17 protein-coding genes are annotated in these 19,445 nt (G+C 71.0%); 11 read left to right on the top strand and 6 right to left on the bottom strand.

Features of this window, described 5'->3' with window-relative positions; all coding sequences use genetic code 11:
- Window positions 1-16 precede the first annotated feature (16 nt).
- Window positions 17-766, bottom strand: coding sequence for an IclR family transcriptional regulator (locus tag ACFQE5_RS16150; RefSeq protein ID WP_379585992.1), 750 nt, complete (start codon window positions 764-766; stop codon window positions 17-19).
- Window positions 767-933: 167 nt separating this feature from the next.
- Here ACFQE5_RS16150 and ACFQE5_RS16145 point away from each other — a divergent pair, with 167 nt between their 5' ends.
- The 8 genes from ACFQE5_RS16145 (at window position 934) to ACFQE5_RS16110 (ending at window position 10,757) form a co-directional block, all read left to right on the top strand.
- Window positions 934-2,268 carry an NAD(P)/FAD-dependent oxidoreductase gene (locus tag ACFQE5_RS16145; RefSeq protein ID WP_379585990.1) on the top strand — a complete coding sequence of 445 codons (1,335 nt, stop codon included), beginning with the start codon at window positions 934-936 and terminating at the stop codon, window positions 2,266-2,268.
- Window positions 2,269-2,301: 33 nt separating this feature from the next.
- Complete coding sequence (purU, locus tag ACFQE5_RS16140; protein ID WP_379586277.1) at window positions 2,302-3,207, top strand: formyltetrahydrofolate deformylase; 906 nt, start codon at window positions 2,302-2,304, stop codon at window positions 3,205-3,207.
- A gap of 10 nt (window positions 3,208-3,217) precedes the next feature.
- Window positions 3,218-4,072: a bifunctional methylenetetrahydrofolate dehydrogenase/methenyltetrahydrofolate cyclohydrolase FolD gene (gene folD / locus ACFQE5_RS16135; protein WP_379585989.1), complete on the top strand. Its 855-nt coding sequence runs from the start codon at window positions 3,218-3,220 to the stop codon at window positions 4,070-4,072.
- A complete protein-coding gene (locus ACFQE5_RS16130) occupies window positions 4,065-5,057 on the top strand; it encodes an NAD(P)H-dependent flavin oxidoreductase (protein WP_379585987.1) in 993 nt (330 codons plus the stop codon). The genes folD and ACFQE5_RS16130 overlap by 8 nt, the downstream gene beginning before the upstream one ends.
- 336 nt (window positions 5,058-5,393) lie before the next feature.
- A complete protein-coding gene (locus ACFQE5_RS16125; protein WP_379585986.1) occupies window positions 5,394-6,479 on the top strand; it encodes a hypothetical protein in 1,086 nt (361 codons plus the stop codon).
- Window positions 6,480-6,770 carry a hypothetical protein gene (locus tag ACFQE5_RS16120; protein ID WP_379585984.1) on the top strand — a complete coding sequence of 97 codons (291 nt, stop codon included), beginning with the start codon at window positions 6,480-6,482 and terminating at the stop codon, window positions 6,768-6,770. It abuts the gene before it with no gap.
- A 157-nt stretch (window positions 6,771-6,927) separates the two neighbouring features.
- Window positions 6,928-9,291, top strand: coding sequence for a DUF1989 domain-containing protein (locus ACFQE5_RS16115; RefSeq protein ID WP_379585983.1), 2,364 nt, complete (start codon window positions 6,928-6,930; stop codon window positions 9,289-9,291).
- Between the two features lie 125 nt (window positions 9,292-9,416).
- Complete coding sequence (locus ACFQE5_RS16110) at window positions 9,417-10,757, top strand: flavin-containing monooxygenase (RefSeq protein ID WP_379585981.1); 1,341 nt, start codon at window positions 9,417-9,419, stop codon at window positions 10,755-10,757.
- A gap of 44 nt (window positions 10,758-10,801) precedes the next feature.
- On the opposite strand, the gene ACFQE5_RS16105 is transcribed toward ACFQE5_RS16110, so the two are convergent.
- Window positions 10,802-13,366: an AMP-binding protein gene (locus ACFQE5_RS16105; protein ID WP_379585979.1), complete on the bottom strand. Its 2,565-nt coding sequence runs from the start codon at window positions 13,364-13,366 to the stop codon at window positions 10,802-10,804.
- Window positions 13,367-13,508: 142 nt separating this feature from the next.
- Between ACFQE5_RS16105 and ACFQE5_RS16100 the strand changes: the two genes are divergently transcribed.
- The 3 genes from ACFQE5_RS16100 (at window position 13,509) to ACFQE5_RS16090 (ending at window position 15,750) form a co-directional block, all read left to right on the top strand.
- On the top strand, window positions 13,509-13,790 hold the full coding sequence (locus ACFQE5_RS16100) for a metal-sensitive transcriptional regulator (protein ID WP_379585977.1): 282 nt from the start codon (window positions 13,509-13,511) through the stop codon (window positions 13,788-13,790).
- Between the two features lie 112 nt (window positions 13,791-13,902).
- A complete protein-coding gene (locus ACFQE5_RS16095) occupies window positions 13,903-14,193 on the top strand; it encodes a GlsB/YeaQ/YmgE family stress response membrane protein (RefSeq protein ID WP_379585975.1) in 291 nt (96 codons plus the stop codon).
- Window positions 14,194-14,295: 102 nt separating this feature from the next.
- Entirely contained in the window at window positions 14,296-15,750 is a 1,455-nt protein-coding gene (locus ACFQE5_RS16090; protein WP_379585973.1) for an amidase, read from the top strand.
- A gap of 4 nt (window positions 15,751-15,754) precedes the next feature.
- Here the strand turns inward: ACFQE5_RS16090 and ACFQE5_RS16085 are convergent, their stop codons facing one another.
- From ACFQE5_RS16085 to ACFQE5_RS16070, 4 genes are all read right to left on the bottom strand, one after another.
- Window positions 15,755-16,186: a DUF5313 family protein gene (locus tag ACFQE5_RS16085; RefSeq protein WP_379585971.1), complete on the bottom strand. Its 432-nt coding sequence runs from the start codon at window positions 16,184-16,186 to the stop codon at window positions 15,755-15,757.
- A gap of 132 nt (window positions 16,187-16,318) precedes the next feature.
- Window positions 16,319-16,918 carry a DUF1326 domain-containing protein gene (locus ACFQE5_RS16080; RefSeq protein WP_379585969.1) on the bottom strand — a complete coding sequence of 200 codons (600 nt, stop codon included), beginning with the start codon at window positions 16,916-16,918 and terminating at the stop codon, window positions 16,319-16,321.
- Between the two features lie 32 nt (window positions 16,919-16,950).
- Window positions 16,951-17,733 (bottom strand): DUF2182 domain-containing protein, encoded by a 783-nt coding sequence (locus ACFQE5_RS16075; RefSeq protein WP_379585968.1) that lies wholly within the window; start codon window positions 17,731-17,733, stop codon window positions 16,951-16,953.
- A 75-nt stretch (window positions 17,734-17,808) separates the two neighbouring features.
- Complete coding sequence (locus ACFQE5_RS16070; protein WP_379585966.1) at window positions 17,809-19,377, bottom strand: helix-turn-helix domain-containing protein; 1,569 nt, start codon at window positions 19,375-19,377, stop codon at window positions 17,809-17,811.
- Between the last annotated feature and the right edge of the window lie 68 nt (window positions 19,378-19,445).

Below are 19,445 nucleotides of genomic sequence, written 5' to 3'. Positions count from 1 at the left end.
CGGGTCGTCGCCGCGGTCAGTAGGCCGCGGCGATGACCCGTGCCCGCTCGCGCATGATCTCGACGGCGGCGCCCATCTCCGTTTCGCCGAACCGGCTGGCCGGCCCCTGGACGCCGAGGATGGCGACCAGGGCGCCCCGCTGGTCCAGGATCGGTACCGCGACCGCGTGCAGGTCCGGCTCACGCTCGGACCGCGCGGTCGCGAAACCCCGCTCCCGCACCGTGCGGATCTCCGTGACCAGCGCGGCCCGGTCGGCGATGGTGTGCGGGGTGAACGCCGGCAGCTTCGCGGGCGGGCGTCCGCCGTGTGCCAGGAAGACCTTCCCGACCGCGGTCGCGTGCCGCACGCTGTTGCGTCCGATCTGCGCGACGCTCTGCACCGACCGCGGGCTCTGCACGAAGTCGAGGGTCATCACCTCGTGCTCGCCGGGGATCGACAGGGTCGCCGTCTCCGAGGTCAGACCGGCGATCTGTTCGAGATATGGCCGGGCGAGGGCCCGGATGTCCAGGGTCTCCCGGGCCGCGCTGGCCAGCTGCAGGATCCGGATCCCCAGCCGATAGCGGCCGGTCGCCGGGATGTGCTGGACCAGACCGGCAGCGGTGAGCGTCGCCAGCAGCCGGGAGATGGTGCTGACGTTGACCCCGGTGCGCCGGGCGATCTCGTTGGTGCCGACCTCGGTGCGCGCCTCGGCGAGCGCGTCCAGCACCGCGATGGCCCGCTGAACGGATCCGATCTGCCGCGTCGCTGGTCTACCTGTGCGGGCCATAGTAGAATATCTCCCGTCAGGACACAGTATTGCCGATCCGGCAATTGTAGTCCGGCATCGTCAGGCAGGGCCAGTCGAGGGTTCCTCCATCGCCCCGTTCGTCCGGTTCCCCGGCAGACCCTTCGCGACCCGTGCACCTCCACTCGAGAGCGAGGGAAAAGTCGACGATGATCCCACAACACGTCCGATATCTGGTGATCGGCGCAGGCATTCACGGACTGTCCACGGCCTGGAACCTCGCCACCGAACTGCAGGCCCGGGGCGAGGGATCCGGGGACGACGTTCTCGTGATCGACAAGAGCGATATCGGGGCAGGCGCCTCCGGGGTCGCCTGCGGTGTCATCCGGAACAACTATTTTCAGCCCGCCATGCGCGAGCTCATGGCGCATTCGGTGAGGGTCTGGGAGTCCGACCCGGAGGCGTTCTCCTATCACGACGTGGGATACATCCAGCTCGCCCCGGAGGCGATGCATGCCGATGTCGTCCAGATTCATGCCGAACAACGAGCGATCGGTTACGAATCGGTGCTCGTCGAGGGTGAGCACGCCTGCCGCGACTACATGCTCGACCTGTTCTCCGACTGGCAGGCACCCGGGATCTCGGTCCTGCTGCACGAGAAGCGTGGCGGATACGCCAACAACCAGGCCTCGCTGCGCGGCCTGGCCGGCAAGGCGCGTGCGGCCGGGGTGCGCATCGCCACCGGCGTGACCGTGACGGGGGCTCGGATCAGCGGCGGCGCCGTCACCGCGGTCGAGACCGACCAGGGAACGATCACGTTCGACACGGTCGTCATCGCGGTGGGTCCGTGGGTGCGCGACCTCTGGGCGATGCTGGACCTGCCCTCGACGATCACGGTCACCATGCCCGACGGCGCAAAGATCCACGACCATCCGATGTGGACCTACTGGGCGTTGCAGGAAGGGACGCTCAACATGGACCCCAGCGAGTTCATGGACAACCGCGGCAACCTCCCGCCGGTGATCCACGTTGATTCGGACGCCAGGCTGCTCGACGACATCGACGGCAGCCAGATCACCGACCGGATCTGGGGGATCTACTACAAGCCCGACTTTCATTTCGGCGGGGTCCAGGGCGGCGCCTCGCCGCAGCGCGTCCCGCGGCCCGCCGACCAGGTCGCGGTCGACCCGTACGGCACCGACAGCCCTGAGTTCGTGGTCGGAAAGGACTTCGTCCGCATGTGGACCTCGGCGCTGGCCGCCTGCCACAAGAGGTTCGAACAGAAGCGTTCGCTGTACCGGGACGAGCCGTCCGGCGGTATCGGCGCGTTCACCCCCGATAGTTTCCCGGTGTTCGACATCTTCCGGACGAACGCGTATGTCATCGCCGACGCGAACCACGGATACAAGATGATCGGCGTCGGCGCCCTGGTGGCGCGGGAGCTGCTGGGCGAACCCCAGGAGCTGCTCGAGCCGTTCCGATTCACCCGGTATGAGACCGGCGAACTGCACCCGGTGAGCAACTCGCCCTTCCCCTGGAGCTGAGCGATGAAGGTATTGCAGGCCGACGACGCGGATATGCGGTCCGGGCGGGCCGACGGTGCGCGAGCCGTCGAACGGGAGCCGACCGCCGATATCGGCCGGCTGCTGGTCTCCTGCGCCGACGGTCCGGGCATCGTCGCTTCGATCACCGCGTTCCTGCACGCCCGCGGCGCCAACATCATCCAGTCCGACCAGTACTCGACCGACCCGGTCGGCGGCCGGTTCTTCATGCGGGTGGTGTTCCACCTGCCCGGGCTGGCCGAACGCCTCGGCGCCCTCGAATGCGAGTTCGGCGGGGAGGTGGCCGAGCGACTCGGGCTGAACTTCCAGCTGCGATCCGCAGCGGCTCCCAAGCGGGTGGCGCTGTTCGTGTCCCGGTTCGACCACTGCCTGCTGGACCTGCTGTGGCGCTGGGAGCGCGGGGAGCTGCCGATCGACGTCGTGCAGGTGGTGTCCAACCACCTCGACCTGGCCGACGCGGTGGCCGGGTTCGGCGTGCCGTACGCCCACGTTCCGGTCACCAAGGCGACCAAGGCCGAGGCCGAGCGCCAGGAGCTGGAGCTGTTGGCGGGCCGGGTCGACTTCATCGTGCTGGCGCGCTACATGCAGATCCTCACCAAGTCGTTCCTCGATGAGCTCGGGGTACCCGCGATCAACATCCACCACTCGTTCCTGCCGGCCTTCGCCGGGGCCGGTCCGTACGAGCGCGCCAAGGCCCGCGGGGTCAAGCTGGTCGGCGCGACCGCGCACTACGTGACCGAGGACCTCGACGAGGGTCCGATCATCGATCAGGACGTGGCCCGGATCTCGCACCGCGACGACGTCACCGACATCACCCGGCGCGGCGCGGACATCGAGCGGACCGTGCTGTCACGGGCGGTGGCCTGGCACGCCGAGGACCGGGTCCTGCTCAACGGCCATACCACGGTGGTGTTCGGATAGGAGGAACAGCGTGCCCGCAACGATCATCGACGGCAGGGCCGTCGCCGCCCGGTTGCGCGAGCAGATCGCCCGCGACGTGGCCGCGCTACCCGAGCCGCCGGGCCTGGCCACCCTGCTGGTCGGCGACGATCCCGCCTCCGCGGTCTACGTGGCCAGCAAGCGCAGGCAGTGCGTGCAGGCCGGGATGCGCGACCTGCACCACCACCTGCCCGCCGACATCGGCGCGGGCGAGCTCGGCGAGCTGATCGACCGGCTCAGCGCCGACCCGGAGGTGACCGGGATCCTGCTGCAGCTGCCGCTGCCCCGCCACCTCGACCCCGCGCCGCTGCTCGAGCGGATCCATCCCGACAAGGACGTTGACGGGCTCACCGAGACCAGCACCGCCCGGCTGGTGCTGGGCGCCCCGGGGCTGCGCCCGTGCACCCCGGCCGGGGTGATGATGCTGCTCGACGAGGCCGGCGTGCCGCTGGAGGGCGCCGAGGCCGTCGTGGTCGGACGGTCCAACCTGGTCGGCAAGCCGATGGCTCAGCTGCTGCTGGCCCGCAACGCCACCGTGACGATCTGCCATTCCCGCACCCGCGACCTCGCCGCGGTGTGCCGCCGCGGTGACATCCTGGTCGCGGCCGCGGGCGTGCCCCGGATGCTCGGCCCCGACGCCGTCAAACCCGGCGCCACGGTCATCGACGTGGGCATTCACCGCACCGCCGACGGGCTCTGCGGCGACGTCGACACCGACGCCGTGCGCGCGGTCGCGGGCGCGATCACCCCGGTTCCCGGCGGCGTCGGCCCGATGACCATCGCGATGCTGCTGCGCAACACCGTCACCGCGGCGGGGCTCCCGGCCGCGGCCCACGCCGGTGTCTGAGGTCCGCGGCCCGTTGCGGACCGCGCTCACCCGGCGGCTGGCCATCCGGCATCCGGTCGTGCTGGCTCCGATGGGCGGGGTCGCCGGCGGTGCGCTCGCGGCCGCGGTGTCGGCCGGCGGTGGCCTGGGCCAGATCGGGATCGGCTACGGCGACCATGCCTGGCTGACCCGTGAGTTCGATCGAGCGGGCGGTACCCGGGTCGGCTGCGGGTTCATCACCTGGATGCTGGCCGAGCGCCCGGAGCTGCTCGAGGCCGCGCTCGAGCGCCGTCCGGCCGCGGTCACCCTGGCATTCGGCGACCCGGGCCCGTTCGCCGCCCGGATCCGCGCCGCGGGCGTCCCGCTGATCTGCCAGGTGGCCAGCGCCGGGGAAGCCCGGCGGGCGCTGGAGGTGGGCGCCGACGTGCTCGCCGCCCAGGGCAGCGAGGGCGGCGGCCATGCCGCGCGCGGCCGCTCGACGATGACCCTGGTCCCCGAGCTGGTGGACCTGGTGGCCGGGCTCGGCGCGGACGTTCCGGTGCTCGCCGCCGGCGGTATCGGCGACGGGCGGGGCCTGGCCGCGGCACTGGTGCTGGGCGCCGACGGGGCACTGATCGGGACCCGGTTCTGGGCCTGCGGCGAGGCCCTGGTGGCACCGGGCGCGCATCGGCGGGCGACGCGAGCCGCCGGCGATGACACCGTCGCCACCACGGTCTACGACCGGGTCCGGGGCTACCGGTGGCCCGACGGCTACACCAGCCGGGTGCTGCGCACGCCGTTCGTCGCCCGCTGGCACGGGCGAGACCAGGAGCTCACCGGCGCCCTGGATCGACTCGCGGTGCAGTACCGCCGAGCGGTCGAGGAGGAGGACTTCGACGTGGCCCAGATCGCCGTCGGGGAGACGATCGGGATCGTCCGCGACATCGGTTCGGCGGCCGAGGTCGTGGCCGACATCGTCCGCGAGGCCAGCGCCGCCCTGCAGGCGCATCGGCCGGACCCGGCGTAGCGGCCCGTCCCGCCGATCACCGGACCGGTCCGGCTCGGCCGTGGCCGAGCGGGGGACGGCGAACCGACCGGCCCGCGCCGATGCCCGCGCGGGCCGGGTGCCGACGTGCCCGGGTGAATTTCCCGAAGGGAAACAAAGTTTCAGCAGAGGGTTTACAGCGGCGTCGTCCGCTGCCATGATTCCGGTCACATTGGTCTCGGGCGAGGCCCGCACGGCGGTCGGCTCGCTCCCGGCCGCCCAGCGTTCCGCTTGGTCGACAGGCCCCAATTCGACGCCCGACGGTCTCGGTCGATGCCCTCGGGGCGTCGGGAACAGACACCCCCATGGGAGGTGGTCATGCCCAGCCCCGAACGAGTTGAACGGCTACGCCTTCGCCATCGCAACCAACAGGTCCGATGGGGATTCATCTGGGCGCTCAGCTGCGCCGTGCTGTGGGGCGCGTGGTACGTACCCGGTTCGGCCATCTACGGCGAGGCGCCGTTCGCCGAACTGTCCGCAGGGGACGGCTATCTGCTCGCCGCGTTCGTGGTCACCGTCCTCAATGCCATCGCGGTACTGCTGGCGATGGTCGTGTGGGTCGCCGTGCTCGGCAAGTCCCGCGACTACGTCCGGACCCTCACCCAGGTCAAGATCTCCCGCTGGTATCTGCCGGCCGGCCTGGCCGGAATGCTGGCGATCTTCGGCTCCATCGTGGCGATCGCCTATGTCGGGGCCGCCTTCTCCGCGGTGGCGGCACTGCTCTACCCGATCGTCGGGGCGCTCGCGGCGCGGGCCTGGTACCAGGAGAGCATCACCAAACGGGCCGCGCTGGGCATCGTCGTCATCGTGCTCGGCGGGGTGGTGATCTTCGCCCCGGGCATCCTCGACGAGTTCAGCGGCGCAGGCGGTGGCGCCTGGCTCGGCTACCTCGGCGGCGCGCTGGCGATCATCGGCTGGGGCCTGGAGGGGGCCATCGCCGGTCGGGCCCTCGACGTCAGCGACCCCGACATCGGCCTGACGCTGCGGTTCACCGCGGAGGTGGGGCTCTGGGTGGCGATCGTCGTTCCGATCGTCACGATCACCGCGGGGGACCAGCTGTGGCCGACGATCGGCGCCACCCTCGCGAACCCCGCCAACATCCTGCTGCTGGTCCTGCTGGGCCTGACCTTCGGCTTCTGCTACGTGTCCTGGTACAAGTCGTTCCCGTTGATCGGAGTCGGCCGGGGGCAGGCCATCGCCGCCCTGTACGGCCCGATCGCCTTGGTCTGGCTGTACCTGTTCACCCTCAAGCCGCCCGGCATCCAGTTCGTCGTCGGCGGGCTCATCGCGGTGGTCGGCAGCTTCGTGCTGTTCACCGAGAAACGCGACGTGCTCGAGGTGATCCGCTCCGTGCCCGCCGCCCATCGCGCCACCGCGCCCAGCGTGATCGGAGGAGAGCGCTAGATGCACATGAAGGGGTACATCCTGCGGCTGCTCGCCGACCGCGGACAGATGTGGGACTACGAGATCCTCGACGCGGTCAGCGCCGAGTACGGAGTCACCGGGGCCTACTGGACCGGCACCGTCCGGCTGACCCTCACCGACCTGTACGCCAGCGGCCTGCTCGACGAGCTCGACGCGACGGTCGACCCGAGCCGCTCGGGCGGCCGGGAGAAGATCCTGTTCAAGTACGCGGTCAACGCCTTCGGGCGGACCCGGATGGCCCAGTCGGGCCTGTTGGGAGCCCGGTCATGAACGAGTTCTGGGCCTACCCCGCCGGCCCCGTGCTGGCCACGATCCTGTTCATCGGGCTACCGCTGTTCACGCTGTACCTGGCGCGGACCTTCGTCAAGAAGCTCTGAACGGCGCCCCCGTTCCCACGACAGCCGACCGACCACGGAGGTGACGGCCGATGCACGCGGCCGGAGTAGCCGGCAGGCCACGCCTGATCGCACCGGGCCTGTTGTCCCCCGAGCCGGGACTGGAGACCTACTGGGTCCGGCCCGGCGGAGTGACCGGCGTGCGGCTGCACGGCGGGGACGAACTCACCGTCGTGGACCGCCAGGGCCGGCAGCGGGCGGAGCTGACGGTGCTCGCCCCCGACGGGTCGCCGGACGGCACCGCCCTGGGCATCGCTCCCGACGGCCCGGCGACGACCCTGCGCGCGCTGGCCGCGACGGCCGACCGCGACCGGATCACCGACCCCGTGCTGGCCGAGGTGATCGCCCACGGGGTGGACCCGACCCGGCTGCGGGCCGCGATCCTGTTCGGCGAGTGGTCGCCCGCCGGTGCCGCCGAGACCATGACCGCCCGCGGGCCTGCCACCGTGCTGGTCGCCGCGCCGTCGCTGACCATGCGGATCGACGACCCGGCCGCCAACCCGGCGTCGGACCTGATGCTCGAGGTCCGGCGGTCCAGCCCGCTCGCGCCGCTGGAGCCGCGGCTGCCCGAACCGCTCGCCGATCCCGTCCTGGACTTCCGGGTGGACCGGGCGACCGCGGCCTCCTACGAGGTCAAGGCCGGCCAGTACATCCAGATCATCGACGTGGAGGGCCGGCAGTGCTCGGACTTCCTGGCCTTCCACGGACGTCGGCTGGCCGAAGGGGTCGAGCGCGGCCTGGACGCGACCGCCACCCGCTATTTCATGGGCCAGGCCTATCCGCAGCCGGGGCTGTACGGGAAGTTCTACGACCCCGACATGCAGCCGCTCGTCGAGGTCGTGCGCGACACCGTCGGCCGGCACGACACCTTCGGGTTGGCCTGCAACCGCAAGTACTACGAGGACCTCGGCTACCCGGGGCACGTCAACTGCACGGACAACTTCAACGCTCAGCTGGCCCGCTACGGTGTGGCCCCGCGGGCGGGCTGGCCGGCGCTGAACCTCTTCTACAACACCGCGTTCGACGCCCACAACCAGCTGATCTTCGACGAGCCGTGGTCCCGTCCCGGTGACTACGTGCTGCTGCGCGCGGGGACCGACCTGGTGTGCGCGTCCTCCGCCTGTCCCGACGACATCGATCCCGCCAACGCCTGGATCACCACGGACATCCACGTCCGGGTGTACGACGCGAAACGGAAGTTCTCGATGGCCATCGCACATCGGGTGACGCCCGAACAACCGGCGACCCTGACCAAGGACACGGCCTTCGCGCCGCGGACCACGGCGCTCACCCGGCAGCTCACGGAATATCGCGGCTACTGGCTGCCCGCGAGCTTCGACGGGCATGGGGCCATCGAAGAATACTGGGCCTGCCGCGAGCGGGCCGCGGTCATGGACCTCTCGCCGCTGCGCAAGTTCGAGGTACTGGGACCGGACGCCGAGGCGCTCCTGCAGGCCTGCGTGACCCGCAACATCCGCAGGCTCTCCCACGGCCAGGTCGTGTACTCCGCGATGTGCAACGAGACCGGCGGGATGATCGACGACTGCACCGTGTTCCGGCTCGGGGACACGAACTTCCGCTTCGTCGGCGGCGAGGAGTACTCCGGGACGTGGCTGCGCCAGCAGGCGCAGCGGCTCGGCCTGGACCGGGTGTGGGTCAAGCACTCCACCGACCAGATGCACAACATCGCGGTGCAGGGCCCGGCCAGCCGCGACCTGCTCGCCGAGATCATCTGGACCCCGCCGACCCAGCCCGCGTTCACCGACCTGACCTGGTTCCGGTTCGCGATCGGGCGGATCGGCGACCACAACGGGATCCCCCTGCTGGTCTCGCGTACCGGCTACTCCGGGGAGCTCGGCTACGAACTGTGGTGTCATCCGGACGACGGGCCCGCGCTCTGGGACGCGGTCTGGGAGGCCGGCCGGCCACACGGCCTGCTCCCGCTCGGTCTCGATGCACTCGACATCCTGCGGATCGAGGCGGGGCTGGTGTTCGCGGGCTACGACTTCAGCGACCAGACCGACCCGTTCGAGGCGGGCATCGGGTTCACCGTCCCGTTGCAGACCAAGCAGGACGACTTCATCGGCCGCGAGGCGCTGCTCAAGCGGAAGGCCAGCCCGCAGCGCACCCTCGTCGGCCTCGAGCTGGCCGGCAACGAACCCGCCGCGCACGGCGACTGCGTCCACATCGGACGTTCGCAGGTCGGCGTCATCACCAGCGCGACGCGCTCACCGATCCTGCGCACGAACATCGCGCTGTGCCGGATCGCCGTGGAGCACGCCGCGCTCGGCACCGAGGTCGAGGTGGGCAAGCTCGACGGCCACCAGAAGCGGATCCCGGCCCACGTCGTCCGCTTCCCCTTCTACGACCCCGACAAGCAGCGCCCCCGTTCCTGATCGCGGAGACAACCACCGACGGGCCGACCGAACTGGAGGAATTGATGGTGGCACGGATAGCGGTGATCGGCGCCGCGTCGAGTGCGTCAGCCCGGCGACCGACCCGGAAGGCAGCGTGAGCATCGATGACCCGAGTGGCGATCGTGGGAGCAGGGCCGTCGGGCCTGGCACAGCTGCGCGCGTTCCAGTCAGCGAGGTCGAAGGGCGAGAGGATCCCCGAGATCGTCTGCTACGAGAAGCAGTCCGACTGGGGTGGCCTGTGGAACTACACCTGGCGCACCGGCCTCGACGAGCACGGCGAGCCGGTCCACTGCTCGATGTACCGCTACCTGTGGTCCAACGGGCCCAAGGAGGGCCTGGAGTTCGCCGACTACTCCTTCGAGGAGCATTTCGGCAAGCAGATCGCCTCCTACCCCCCGCGCGCGGTGCTGTGGGACTACATCAAGGGGCGCGTCGAGAAGGCCGGAGTTCGCGACCTCATCCGGTTCAACACCGTCGTCCGCCGGGTCACCTGGGACGCCAAGGCCGACCGCTTCACCGTGATCGCCCACGACCTGCAGGCCGACACCGAGAGCTCGGAGACGTTCGACTTCGTGATCGTCGCGTCGGGCCACTTCTCGGTGCCGAACGCACCCGAGTTCCCGGGCTTCGACACCTTCAACGGCCGCATCCTGCACGCCCACGACTTCCGTGACGCCCGGGAGTTCATCGACAAGGACCTGCTGCTCATCGGGACGTCGTACTCGGCCGAGGACATCGGTTCGCAGTGCTGGAAGTACGGCGCCAGGTCGATCACCGTCTCCCACCGCACCGCACCGATGGGCTTCACCTGGCCCGACAACTGGACGGAGGTGCCGCTGCTGCAGAAGGTCGAGGGCAACACCGCCACCTTCGCCGACGGCAGCACCGCACGGGTGGACGCGATCATCCTGTGCACGGGCTACCAGCACCACTTCCCGTTCCTGCCCGACGATCTGCGCCTCAAGACCGCCAACCGGCTGGCGACCGCCGACCTCTGGAAGGGCGTGGTCTGGGTCCACAACCCGAAGCTGTTCTACCTCGGCATGCAGGACCAGTGGTACACGTTCAACATGTTCGACGCGCAGGCGTGGTACGTGCGCGACATCATCGCCGGACGGATCCCTGTACCCGACTCGGTCGAGAAGCGACTGGCCGACGTGACGGCGCGGGTCGAAGCCGAGGATGCCCTGCCGGACGACTACGCGGCGATCGCCTACCAGGGCGCGTACGTCCAGGAGCTGATCGCCGAGACCGACTACCCCTCGTTCGACATCGAGGGCTCCAACCAGGCGTTCTTCGAGTGGAAGAAGCACAAGAAGGACGACATCATGGGCTTTCGCAACCACAGCTACCGGAGTGTGATGACCGGCTCGATGGCGCCGGCCCACCACACGCCGTGGAAGGACGCGCTCGAGGACAGCCTGGAGAGCTACCTCAGGGACTGACGCGGGGATCGGTCGTCAGCGAGCCGCAGGCTCGAGACGGCGAGTCATCGAACCGCGGCGGCGACCGTGGGCACGGGATTCGCGTGCCCCGGGCCACCATCCTCGCGCCACCACCGCCTCGCCGACACGACCCTTGCCACGGTGCTGACGACTGTGCTGAGGAGCCACTGGCAGCCGACTCCGACCCCGATGCAGACGGCAACGACCACCACCGGTGGCAGCGACGCCAGCAGTTCGGGGTAGACGGCATAGTGCGTCAGGTAGATCGCCAGGGATCCGGCGGCGACGGCACCGGTCGGGCGAATCGCCGGGCGCGGGAGCGGCAGGCGCGGGACGAGCAGCAGGAGCATCCCGGCGACGACGACCGCGTCGCGCAGCGGGTCGTGGAAGAAGCCGGGGACGAGCGCCAGCACCAGGACCGCGGCCGTCCCCCGCTGCCAGCCGGTTCTCGCCCGGTAGCCCAACCACCCCAGGGCGAAGATCCACAGCACCAGATGCGGACTCATCAGCCGCGCGGAGAACTCGTTGCCAGGATCGGGGTAGAGCCTGCCGACGAGCGCGACCAGCAGAACCGCCAGGGCGAACCCGAAGGGGTGTCGTTGCTCCAGCCGCCGCACCGCGGGGATGGCCAGGACGGCGGCGAGCAGGACCATGATCTGACACAGCGTCTCGACGAACCAGTAGCCCCAGACCCCGGGGTCGAGGAGATAGTTCACCAGCAGGGCGTTGCGCAGTTGGATGTCGTCCTGGACCGCCGCCCGCCAGGCGATCCACACCATGCTCGGGACCGCGATCCGCACCAGGCCGCGCAGGATCGCCTGGGTGTGCCCGCCGGGCGCCGGATTCGCCAGCACGAACCGGGCGAACGCCCACCCCGCGACCCCGAGGAGCACGTGCGCGCCGCCGAGCACGTGGAACAGCCCGATGTGCGAGCCCACGACGAGGACGATCGCGACGGCGCGAAGGATCACGGCCGTCTCGGTCATCACCCAGAAGCGGTGGCGCCGACGCAGTCGCGCGAGTCGTTCGATCGGGGTGGTCGGCCAGTCGTCCGGCAGGTGACCGAGGACGCGTTGCAGGGCAACGGTCATCTGCACATACGACAGCGAGTCACCGCCGAGGCTCACGAACGTCGCGCCGTCGGGGACCTCGGCGATCCCGAACACCGTCCGGAACGCATCGTGGACGGAGCCGGGTTCGCGCGGCCGCCGCGGCCCCGGTCGCCACCGGGGCCGGGGCCGGTCGAGCTCGGCGATCGCCCGGTGGTCGAGCTTGCCGTTGTCCCGCCGGGGTAGCTCGTCGAGGACGACGACCCGGACGGCGCCCAGCGGCAGCCCGAGCCGCTGGGCGAGCGCGCGCCGCAGCTCGTCCGAACCAGCCGCGCGCGTCACCGCGACGACGAGCTCGCGATCGCTGCCGGTGCAGGCCCCGTGGTGGCCCTCGTCGGCCAGTTGTCGCTCGAGGTGGTCCAGATCGATCCGCAGCCCGAAGGGTTTGATGAAGCGGCTGCGCCGCCCGACCACCTCGTACAGCCCGTCCGGCCGACGCCGGGCCAGGTCGCCGGTTCGCAGGGCCTCGACCGTCCGACCCCGGGCGAGGTCGTCCGGGCCGTGCGCATAGCCGAGCATGACGTTGGGACCCCGATACACGAGCTCGCCCACGCCCCGGCGCCGGTGCTCGATCTCGAACGATCCGCCCGGAATGGGAATCCCGATCGCCGACGGGCAGCTCGCCGCGAGCTCCGGCGGCAGGAAGGCCATCCGCGCGGTCGCCTCGGTCTGCCCGTACATCACGACGAAGCGCCAGCCGTCGCGGGCTCCGAGCTCGGCGTACCGGCGCACCACCGACGGCTCCAGCCGCCCGCCCGCCTGGGTCACGTACCGCAGGTGCGGCAGCCGCATCTGCGCGAACCCGACCCGGTCGAGCAGTTCGAAGGTGTAGGGCACCCCGTGGATGCTGGTCCCGCCGTGCCGGCGGAAGGCCGACCAGAACCGCGGATCGGTGACCGAGTGTTCCGACAGCAGCACGGCCGCGCCGCGCAGCAGGTTGCTGTTGACCACCGACAGCCCGTAGCAGTACTGCAGCGGAAGCGTCAGCGCCGCGCGGTCCGTCTCCCGGATGTCCAGGTAGCTCGCGATCGAGGAGGCGTTGGACGCGAGGTTGGCCGCCGAGAGCCGGACCAGCTTCGGCGAGCCGGTCGAGCCCGAGGTCGCCAGCAGCAGCGCGAGTTCCGGGTGCAGCGCGTGGGAGGACCCGGGGTGGCGTTCGACGAGCCGCCACGAGCCGTCGGAGTAGGAGCCGAGCACGTCCGGGTCGTAGCGGCCGACGAGATCGTCGAGCCGTTCCCGGTCCTCGCCGCCGACCAGGAGCACCGGATGGCCGCCGTGCAGTGCGGCGAGGTAGGTCACCAGCGGTTCGACGTCGTTGGACGCCGCCACCATGACGAGCCGTCGCTGCGGACCCAGCCGCGCGGACGTCTCGCGGACCCGCTCCGCGAGGTCGCGGTAGGTGATCTCGGTGCCGTCGGGCGCCACGACCGCGAGCCGATCGCCATGAAGGTGCAGGTTCGCGACGAACGGCGGGGGTCCGCTGAGGTAGTCCACGCTCACATTAGATAAGGAAAGGCTCAGCATTCCAACAGGCAATCGCAGCGCGTGACGTCACCGACGGCGAGCGGCCGCTCCGTCGATTGCCCCAGATACCCCCCTACGGTATGCTTCCGGTAGGTCGAGGGGAGCCAGGGAGGCCAGCGTGCACGGGTACGCCCAGGATAAGGACGCCTATCTCAAGCGGCTGCGGCGCATCGAGGGCCAGGTCCGCGGAATCGCGAAGATGATCGAGAACGACGAGTACTGCATCGACGTGCTCACCCAGGTCTCGGCGGCCACCAGCGCGCTGCAGGCCGTGGCCCTCGGCCTGATGGACGAGCACCTCAAGCACTGCGTCAGCCAGGCGGTGGCCGAGGGTGGCCAGGTCGCCAACGCCAAGATCGCCGAAGCGAGTGCGGCGATCGCCCGGCTCGTCAAGTCCTGACCCGCGGGCGGAGCGGGAGCGGGTTCCGCGTGCCGGTGAGCCGGATCCAGGGTGCAAGCCCGCCGATTCCGGGTACTCCTGCCCGACAGCTCATCCACGGGAAGGCAGCGACGTGCAGATCACCGGCATCATCTCCGCGATCATCATCGGACTCATCATCGGCGCCCTCGGGCGCCTCGTCGTCCCCGGCAAGCAGCCGATCCCCATCTGGCTGACGCTCGTGATCGGGATCGCGGCCGCGTTCATCGGCGGCGCGATCGCTGCCGCCTTCGGCTACTCCAACGCCAGTGGGGGGATCCCCTGGATCCAGATCATCCTTCAGGTCGCGGTCGCCGCGATCGGGGTGGCCCTCGCGGCCGGCATGTACGCCCGGCGCGGTAGCCGACGGGGAATCCACTCGTAGGAGGTCCCAACGGTCGGCTGACGCTTGTCCCTTCGGCCTCCCCGTGCTTGTCTCCCCCCAGGGCCGCGGTATCGGCCCGGCCCACTGGCACGGGGAGGTCAGATGGCCACAATTGCCGAGATCGGCCGAATGGACACCGTCACCCTCGCCGGACGGATCGCGGCACGGGAGCTCTCGCCGGTCGAGGTCGTGGATGCGGTGCTCGACCGGATGCAGCAGCTCGACCCGGTCCTGAACGCCTTCACCACCGTCGTTCCCGAGGAGGCCAAGCAGCGGGCCAAACGCCTCGAGGCGGACATCGTCGCCGGTCACGACCTCGGACCGCTCGGCGGTGTGCCGACCGGGGTGAAGGACCTGATCTGCACCAAGGGAATCCGCACCGCCTCCGGATCTGCGGCCTATGCCGACTTCGTCCCCGACGAGGACGACGTCGTGGTGGAACGGATCCAGGCGGCGGGCGCGATCGTCATCGGCAAGACCCAGGTCCCCGAGTTCGGCTACTCCGGCACCGGGCAGACTCCCCTCGCGGAGCCGACCCGCAACCCGTGGAACCTCGACCGCACCTCCGGCGGCTCCTCCGCGGGGAGCGGCGCAGCCGTGGCCACCGGGATCGGTCCGTTCTCCCTCGGCAGCGACGGCGGTGGGTCGATCCGCATCCCGGCCAGCTTCTGCGGCCTCTACGGGATCAAGCCGACGATGGGCCGGGTGCCGCTGTACCCGGGCACCAAGGACGAGCGCCATCCGGGGGTCTCGAGCTGGGAGTCGCTCGAGCACATCGGCCCCTTGACCCGCACCGTCGCCGACGCGGCGCTCGTGCTGTCGGTCATCGCAGGCTACGACGACCGCGACCGGCTCAGCATCCGGTCCGACGACGTGGACTGGCGGCGCGCCGTGGACGGCGACCTGCGCGGCCTGCGCGTGGCCTACAGTCCCGACCTCGGTTATGCCGCCGTCGACCCGCAGGTGCGCGAGGTCGTGGACCGTGCCGCCGAGGTGTTCGAACGCGACCTGGGCTGCATCGTGGAGCGGGCCGACCCCGGCTGGGCCGATCCGTACGAGGCCTTCTGGGGTGTCGTCGTCAACGAGAGCGACCTGGCCGGGCTGCGCCGCCTCGCCGGCGCGCTCGGTGATCGCATGACCCCGCATCTCGCCGAGGTCCTGCGCACCGAGTGGACCGCCGAGCAGCTGACCGGCGCCGTGATGGGGCGTAAGGCGATCTACAACGCCGCGTGGCGCTTCTTCCGCCGCTTCGACCTGCTGCTGACCCCGACCCTGGCCGTGCCCCCCTTCGAGCACGGGATCCAGGGCCCCACCGTGATCGACGGCCGCTCCGTCGACCCGTTCTACTGGCTGTCGTTCACGCTGCCGCACAACATGACCGGCCATCCCGCCGCGACCGTCCCGGCCGGATTCACCTCCGAGGGCCTGCCCGTCGGGCTCCAGCTCGTCGGTCGCCGGCTCGACGACGCGCTCGTGCTGCGCGCCTCGGCCGCGTTCGAGACCGCGGCACCGTGGCGCGACCACTGGCCACCGCTGCTCGACGAGATGGGCCTCTAGCCGCTCACCCTCGGGGATGCCGGACCCGGTTGCGGCGCTCGAACTCCTCGAGGGCCTGACCGAGCGCACGGCCCGCGCGGCGCTCCTCACGGACGTGCTGCGCGGTGCCGTGCGGGTAGCCGGCCTTGGTCGCCCTGCGTTCGGTCGCCTCGTAGAGGAAGACGTAGGAGTACATGAGCCCGATCAGCGAGCCGCCCACGATGGCCATCACCCGGACCCACAACGGGCCCGGGAGCAGCACGATCAGGACGGCGGCCACCGGCACCAGCTGCGTCAGCAGCCGCGCCAGATGGCGAATCGGCCAGGTGCGGCAGGTCAGGTCGTACAGCACCCATTCCCGGTATCGCGCCGGAAGCCGGCCCCCGACGGCGTACCACAGCCAACGAAACGGTCCCGGGCGCCGTGACGGCGGCGGCAGCGCATCAGATGTGCTCATGACGCTGCTCTCCTCGTTCACCCGCACCCCGGCCGACGGTGGATCCCCGGAAGGGGATACGGACGATGACTCGGTGTCAATGGTACGCCAGGGACCGATGGTTCCTCCGCGGCCGGCCAGGACCCCGGCCGCTCAGGCGACCTCGTAGCGGAACTCGGTCTGGGTGGCCTGGCGACCCTTGAACTGCAGGCCGTACTCCGTGTCGGTCACCGCGTGCCGGATCACCTTGCCCGGGTAGGCGGTCGACCCCAGCACAGCACCGATCATGGTGTGGTTCAGCGTGGTCGAGGTCCCGTCCGGCGCCGTGAAGCCCTGCACCTGGCACTCGAACATGTCCTGCACGGCAAAGGATCCGGTGCCCTTGTCCACGTCGAACTCGATCCGCGCGCGGGTCACCCCCACGATCTCCTGGACCAGGCCGACCAGGTCCGCCAGCGGCCCGCCCGCCTTGCCGGTGAAGGCCTCGACGAGGGCGGCCTGCTGGGTATCGTCGGCGCGCTCGTCGATGATCACGGCGACCCGCACCCGGCCGTCGAAGACGTTGCCCCGGTGGTTGCCGAGCAGCCCCATGTTCAGACCGGCCACCTCGACCCCGTTGATCTGTCCCTCGTCGAAGTGGAACACCCAGTTGAAGCCGCAGTAGCCACTGTCCGGGTCCTCACCCACGGAGCACGGGCAGAGCGACTTGCAACTGCAGATCTCGGCCATCCGGCCCTTCAGCTGATATCCCATGCCGGTTCCTCCTGATCGGTGCATCGCACGTGCTAGGCATGCCCGGCGCCCGCGGGCACGATCCCGAGCGCCACCGCCGCGGCCGCGAACAGCAGGAGCACCCCCACGGGCGCGGCCATCCAGCGCCCCCACCGGGTGTTCTTCTCCGCCACCATCACCGCCGTCAGCCCGACCATGACCAGCAGATCGGCCACCCCGGCGCCGAACATGACCAGCATCAGCGCCCAGCAGCAGCCCAGACAGGACCAGCCGTGGCGCAGTCCCACCTCCCAGCCGCCGCGAACGCCCCGGCGGTAGTGCTGGTAGAGGAACGCCCTGGGGTCGCGGCACTGGGTCAGGCAGCGCCCCTTGAGCCCGCTGAACTGGAAGGCGCCCGCGACGGCCAGCACCCCGGCCAGCACCCAGCGCGGACCGACGTCGAGCCACGACCACGACGCCGCCGCGACCTGCAGGCCGGTGGCCGCAGCCAACGCGACCAGCCCGAAGAGCGTCCACAGCGCCAGGTAGCCGGCCAGGAACGCCGCCCTGGCCGCCGCCGGCCGCGGCTGGCGGGCACTGACCACGGTGAACAGCCGCACCATCGGGACCGTGGTGGGCAGCATCATCGCCCCGACCATCAGCACCCACGAACCCACGAACACCGGCACCGCGGCCGGCGCCGGCGCGCCCGGGCCGCCCAGGCCATGGTCATGCGCGCCCACGCCGGACACGAGCGACACCAACAGCGCGGCCCAGCACGCCGCCGCGACCGCCCACAGCACGACGCCCGGATCGCGGACCCGCGCCCGGTGCGAGGGGTGAACCTGGCCGACCATCGGTCCTGGTCTCCTCTCACCGCACCGGTCGAGGTATCGTGGCCGACGGTCACAGCCGTGGTCAATATCACATCCTCATCGTTCCGTTCGGAAACCCAGCGCCGCGAGCTGGAGTTGCAGGGCGAGCCGGACCCCGGGCGAGGGCAGGTCGAGCGGGGTCACCTCGGCGGCCCGGCGCATGCGGTAGCGCAGGGTGTTGACGTGGATGTGCAGGGCGGCGGCGGTGGTCTTGGGCTCGCCGGCGTGGTCGAGCCAGGCGGCCAGGGTCTCGACGTAGGTCGTGCCGTGCGCGCGGTCGTGTGCGAGCAGTGCGGGCAGGGGACCGCCGAGCAGACCGTCCTGCGCCCGCACCGCGGTGCTCGCCCGGGCGGTGACGACGGCATACCAGGCGTCCTCGATCCCGAGGACGGGTTCGGGGAACTCGTCGGTGCCCGCCACGACGGCCAGCTCGGCGGCCTCGGCGCGCGAACGAGGCAGCTCGCCGCGGTCGGTGACCGGGCCGCCGAGGGCGGCCCGCAGCGCGGGATCGTGCCGATGCACCGCGTCGATCAGTCCGCGCAGCCAGGCCAGCGAGCCTGCCGTGCTTGCCCGCCCGGACACCGTCACCAGGGCGAACACGACGCCGTCGAGATCGGCGAGCAACGGCTGCTGCCACCCGAACCGGCGGGCGATCGACTCCCACAGGTCCAGGCTCCGGCCCACGTCCGCGGTGGCCTCCGGGGCGCCGAGGGCGGCCACCCGCCACGGGCCCCCCGGTAGCCACGGCCCGGTGTCGGTGCCCGGTGCGGCGCCGCGCAGCAGAGCCCGGATCTGCTCGGTGGTGGCCCGCCGGGCCATCTCGGCCTGTGCGCGCAGGCGCAGCAGGTGCAGCGCGAGCACCGACGCGGCCCGGGTCAGCTCGTGCATACGCGCCTGCGGGACCGGACCGGTGACCACCGCCCAGATCGAACCCAGCCACTCCCCGCCGGCCCGGACCGGCACGACCATCCGCGGCAGCGTCCCGTCCGGGCCTTCGGGGACGTAGAACGGCTCGCTGGAGCGGGCCATCTTGCGGAACACCCCGCGGGCCCGGAAATGGGCCTGGACCGGCTCGGGTACCCGGCGCCCGACGATCGTGGACACCCGGGCCGGATCGGTGTGCTCCTGGCGGGCGGAGTAGGCGAGCACCCGGGACTGGGCGTCCTCGATGGTCACCGGCGCGTCCACGATCGCGGCGGCGGCGTCGGCGAGCGCGAACAGCTCGCCGTGCACCCCGGCGTCCCCGAGCAGCGGCGCACCCGGTGCCGCGGCCCGGTCGAGGACTCCGCGCAGCAGCCACACCACATGACTCCATGACGCGTGCGTCTGCAGTTCGACCAGTGCCATTCCCAGCCGTTGCGCGGTCGCGACCACCCGGGGGTCGCGGGCCGGCCCGGCCCGCAGCACCACTCCCCCGGCCCCGGCCTGCTCCGCCCGCTCCAGCAGGTCCAGGGCCGGGCCCGCGTCGCCGATCCCGACGCCGAGCACCAGATCGCCGGGCACCCCGACGATCCCCGCCTCCGGCTCGGCCAGCGTGATGTCCTCGACCGCACCGCCCTCGCCGTCCGCCACCAGCCGAAGCAGCGCCCCGCCCACCGCGTCGACCAGCGCCTGGATGGTGATCACGGGCTCCTCCCGGGGGATACCGATGGCGGAGTTCTGTCCGCTGATTGTGCCTGTCACACAGCCTGCCG

The organism is Pseudonocardia hispaniensis, assembly GCF_042658695.1.
In the GTDB taxonomy this organism is placed as follows: Bacteria; Actinomycetota; Actinomycetes; order Mycobacteriales; family Pseudonocardiaceae; genus Pseudonocardia; species Pseudonocardia hispaniensis.
The sequence above is the reverse complement of the archived record's forward strand: the minus strand, read 5'-3'. Positions and strand labels throughout refer to the sequence as shown.

Excerpts from the sequence above, each read along its gene's own strand:
- purU (WP_379586277.1), top strand. The coding sequence starts at position 2,302 with ATGCGGTCCGGGCGGGCCGACGGTGCGCGAGCCGTCGAACGGGAGCCG.
- ACFQE5_RS16075 (WP_379585968.1), bottom strand. The coding sequence starts at position 17,733 with ATGGTCGGCCAGGTTCACCCCTCGCACCGGGCGCGGGTCCGCGATCCG.
- ACFQE5_RS16145 (WP_379585990.1), top strand. The coding sequence starts at position 934 with ATGATCCCACAACACGTCCGATATCTGGTGATCGGCGCAGGCATTCAC.
- ACFQE5_RS16150 (WP_379585992.1), bottom strand. The coding sequence starts at position 766 with ATGGCCCGCACAGGTAGACCAGCGACGCGGCAGATCGGATCCGTTCAG.
- ACFQE5_RS16125 (WP_379585986.1), top strand. The coding sequence starts at position 5,394 with ATGCCCAGCCCCGAACGAGTTGAACGGCTACGCCTTCGCCATCGCAAC.
- ACFQE5_RS16115 (WP_379585983.1), top strand. The coding sequence starts at position 6,928 with ATGCACGCGGCCGGAGTAGCCGGCAGGCCACGCCTGATCGCACCGGGC.
- ACFQE5_RS16085 (WP_379585971.1), bottom strand. The coding sequence starts at position 16,186 with ATGAGCACATCTGATGCGCTGCCGCCGCCGTCACGGCGCCCGGGACCG.
- ACFQE5_RS16110 (WP_379585981.1), top strand. The coding sequence starts at position 9,417 with ATGACCCGAGTGGCGATCGTGGGAGCAGGGCCGTCGGGCCTGGCACAG.
- ACFQE5_RS16090 (WP_379585973.1), top strand. The coding sequence starts at position 14,296 with ATGGCCACAATTGCCGAGATCGGCCGAATGGACACCGTCACCCTCGCC.
- ACFQE5_RS16120 (WP_379585984.1), top strand. The coding sequence starts at position 6,480 with ATGCACATGAAGGGGTACATCCTGCGGCTGCTCGCCGACCGCGGACAG.
- ACFQE5_RS16080 (WP_379585969.1), bottom strand. The coding sequence starts at position 16,918 with ATGGGATATCAGCTGAAGGGCCGGATGGCCGAGATCTGCAGTTGCAAG.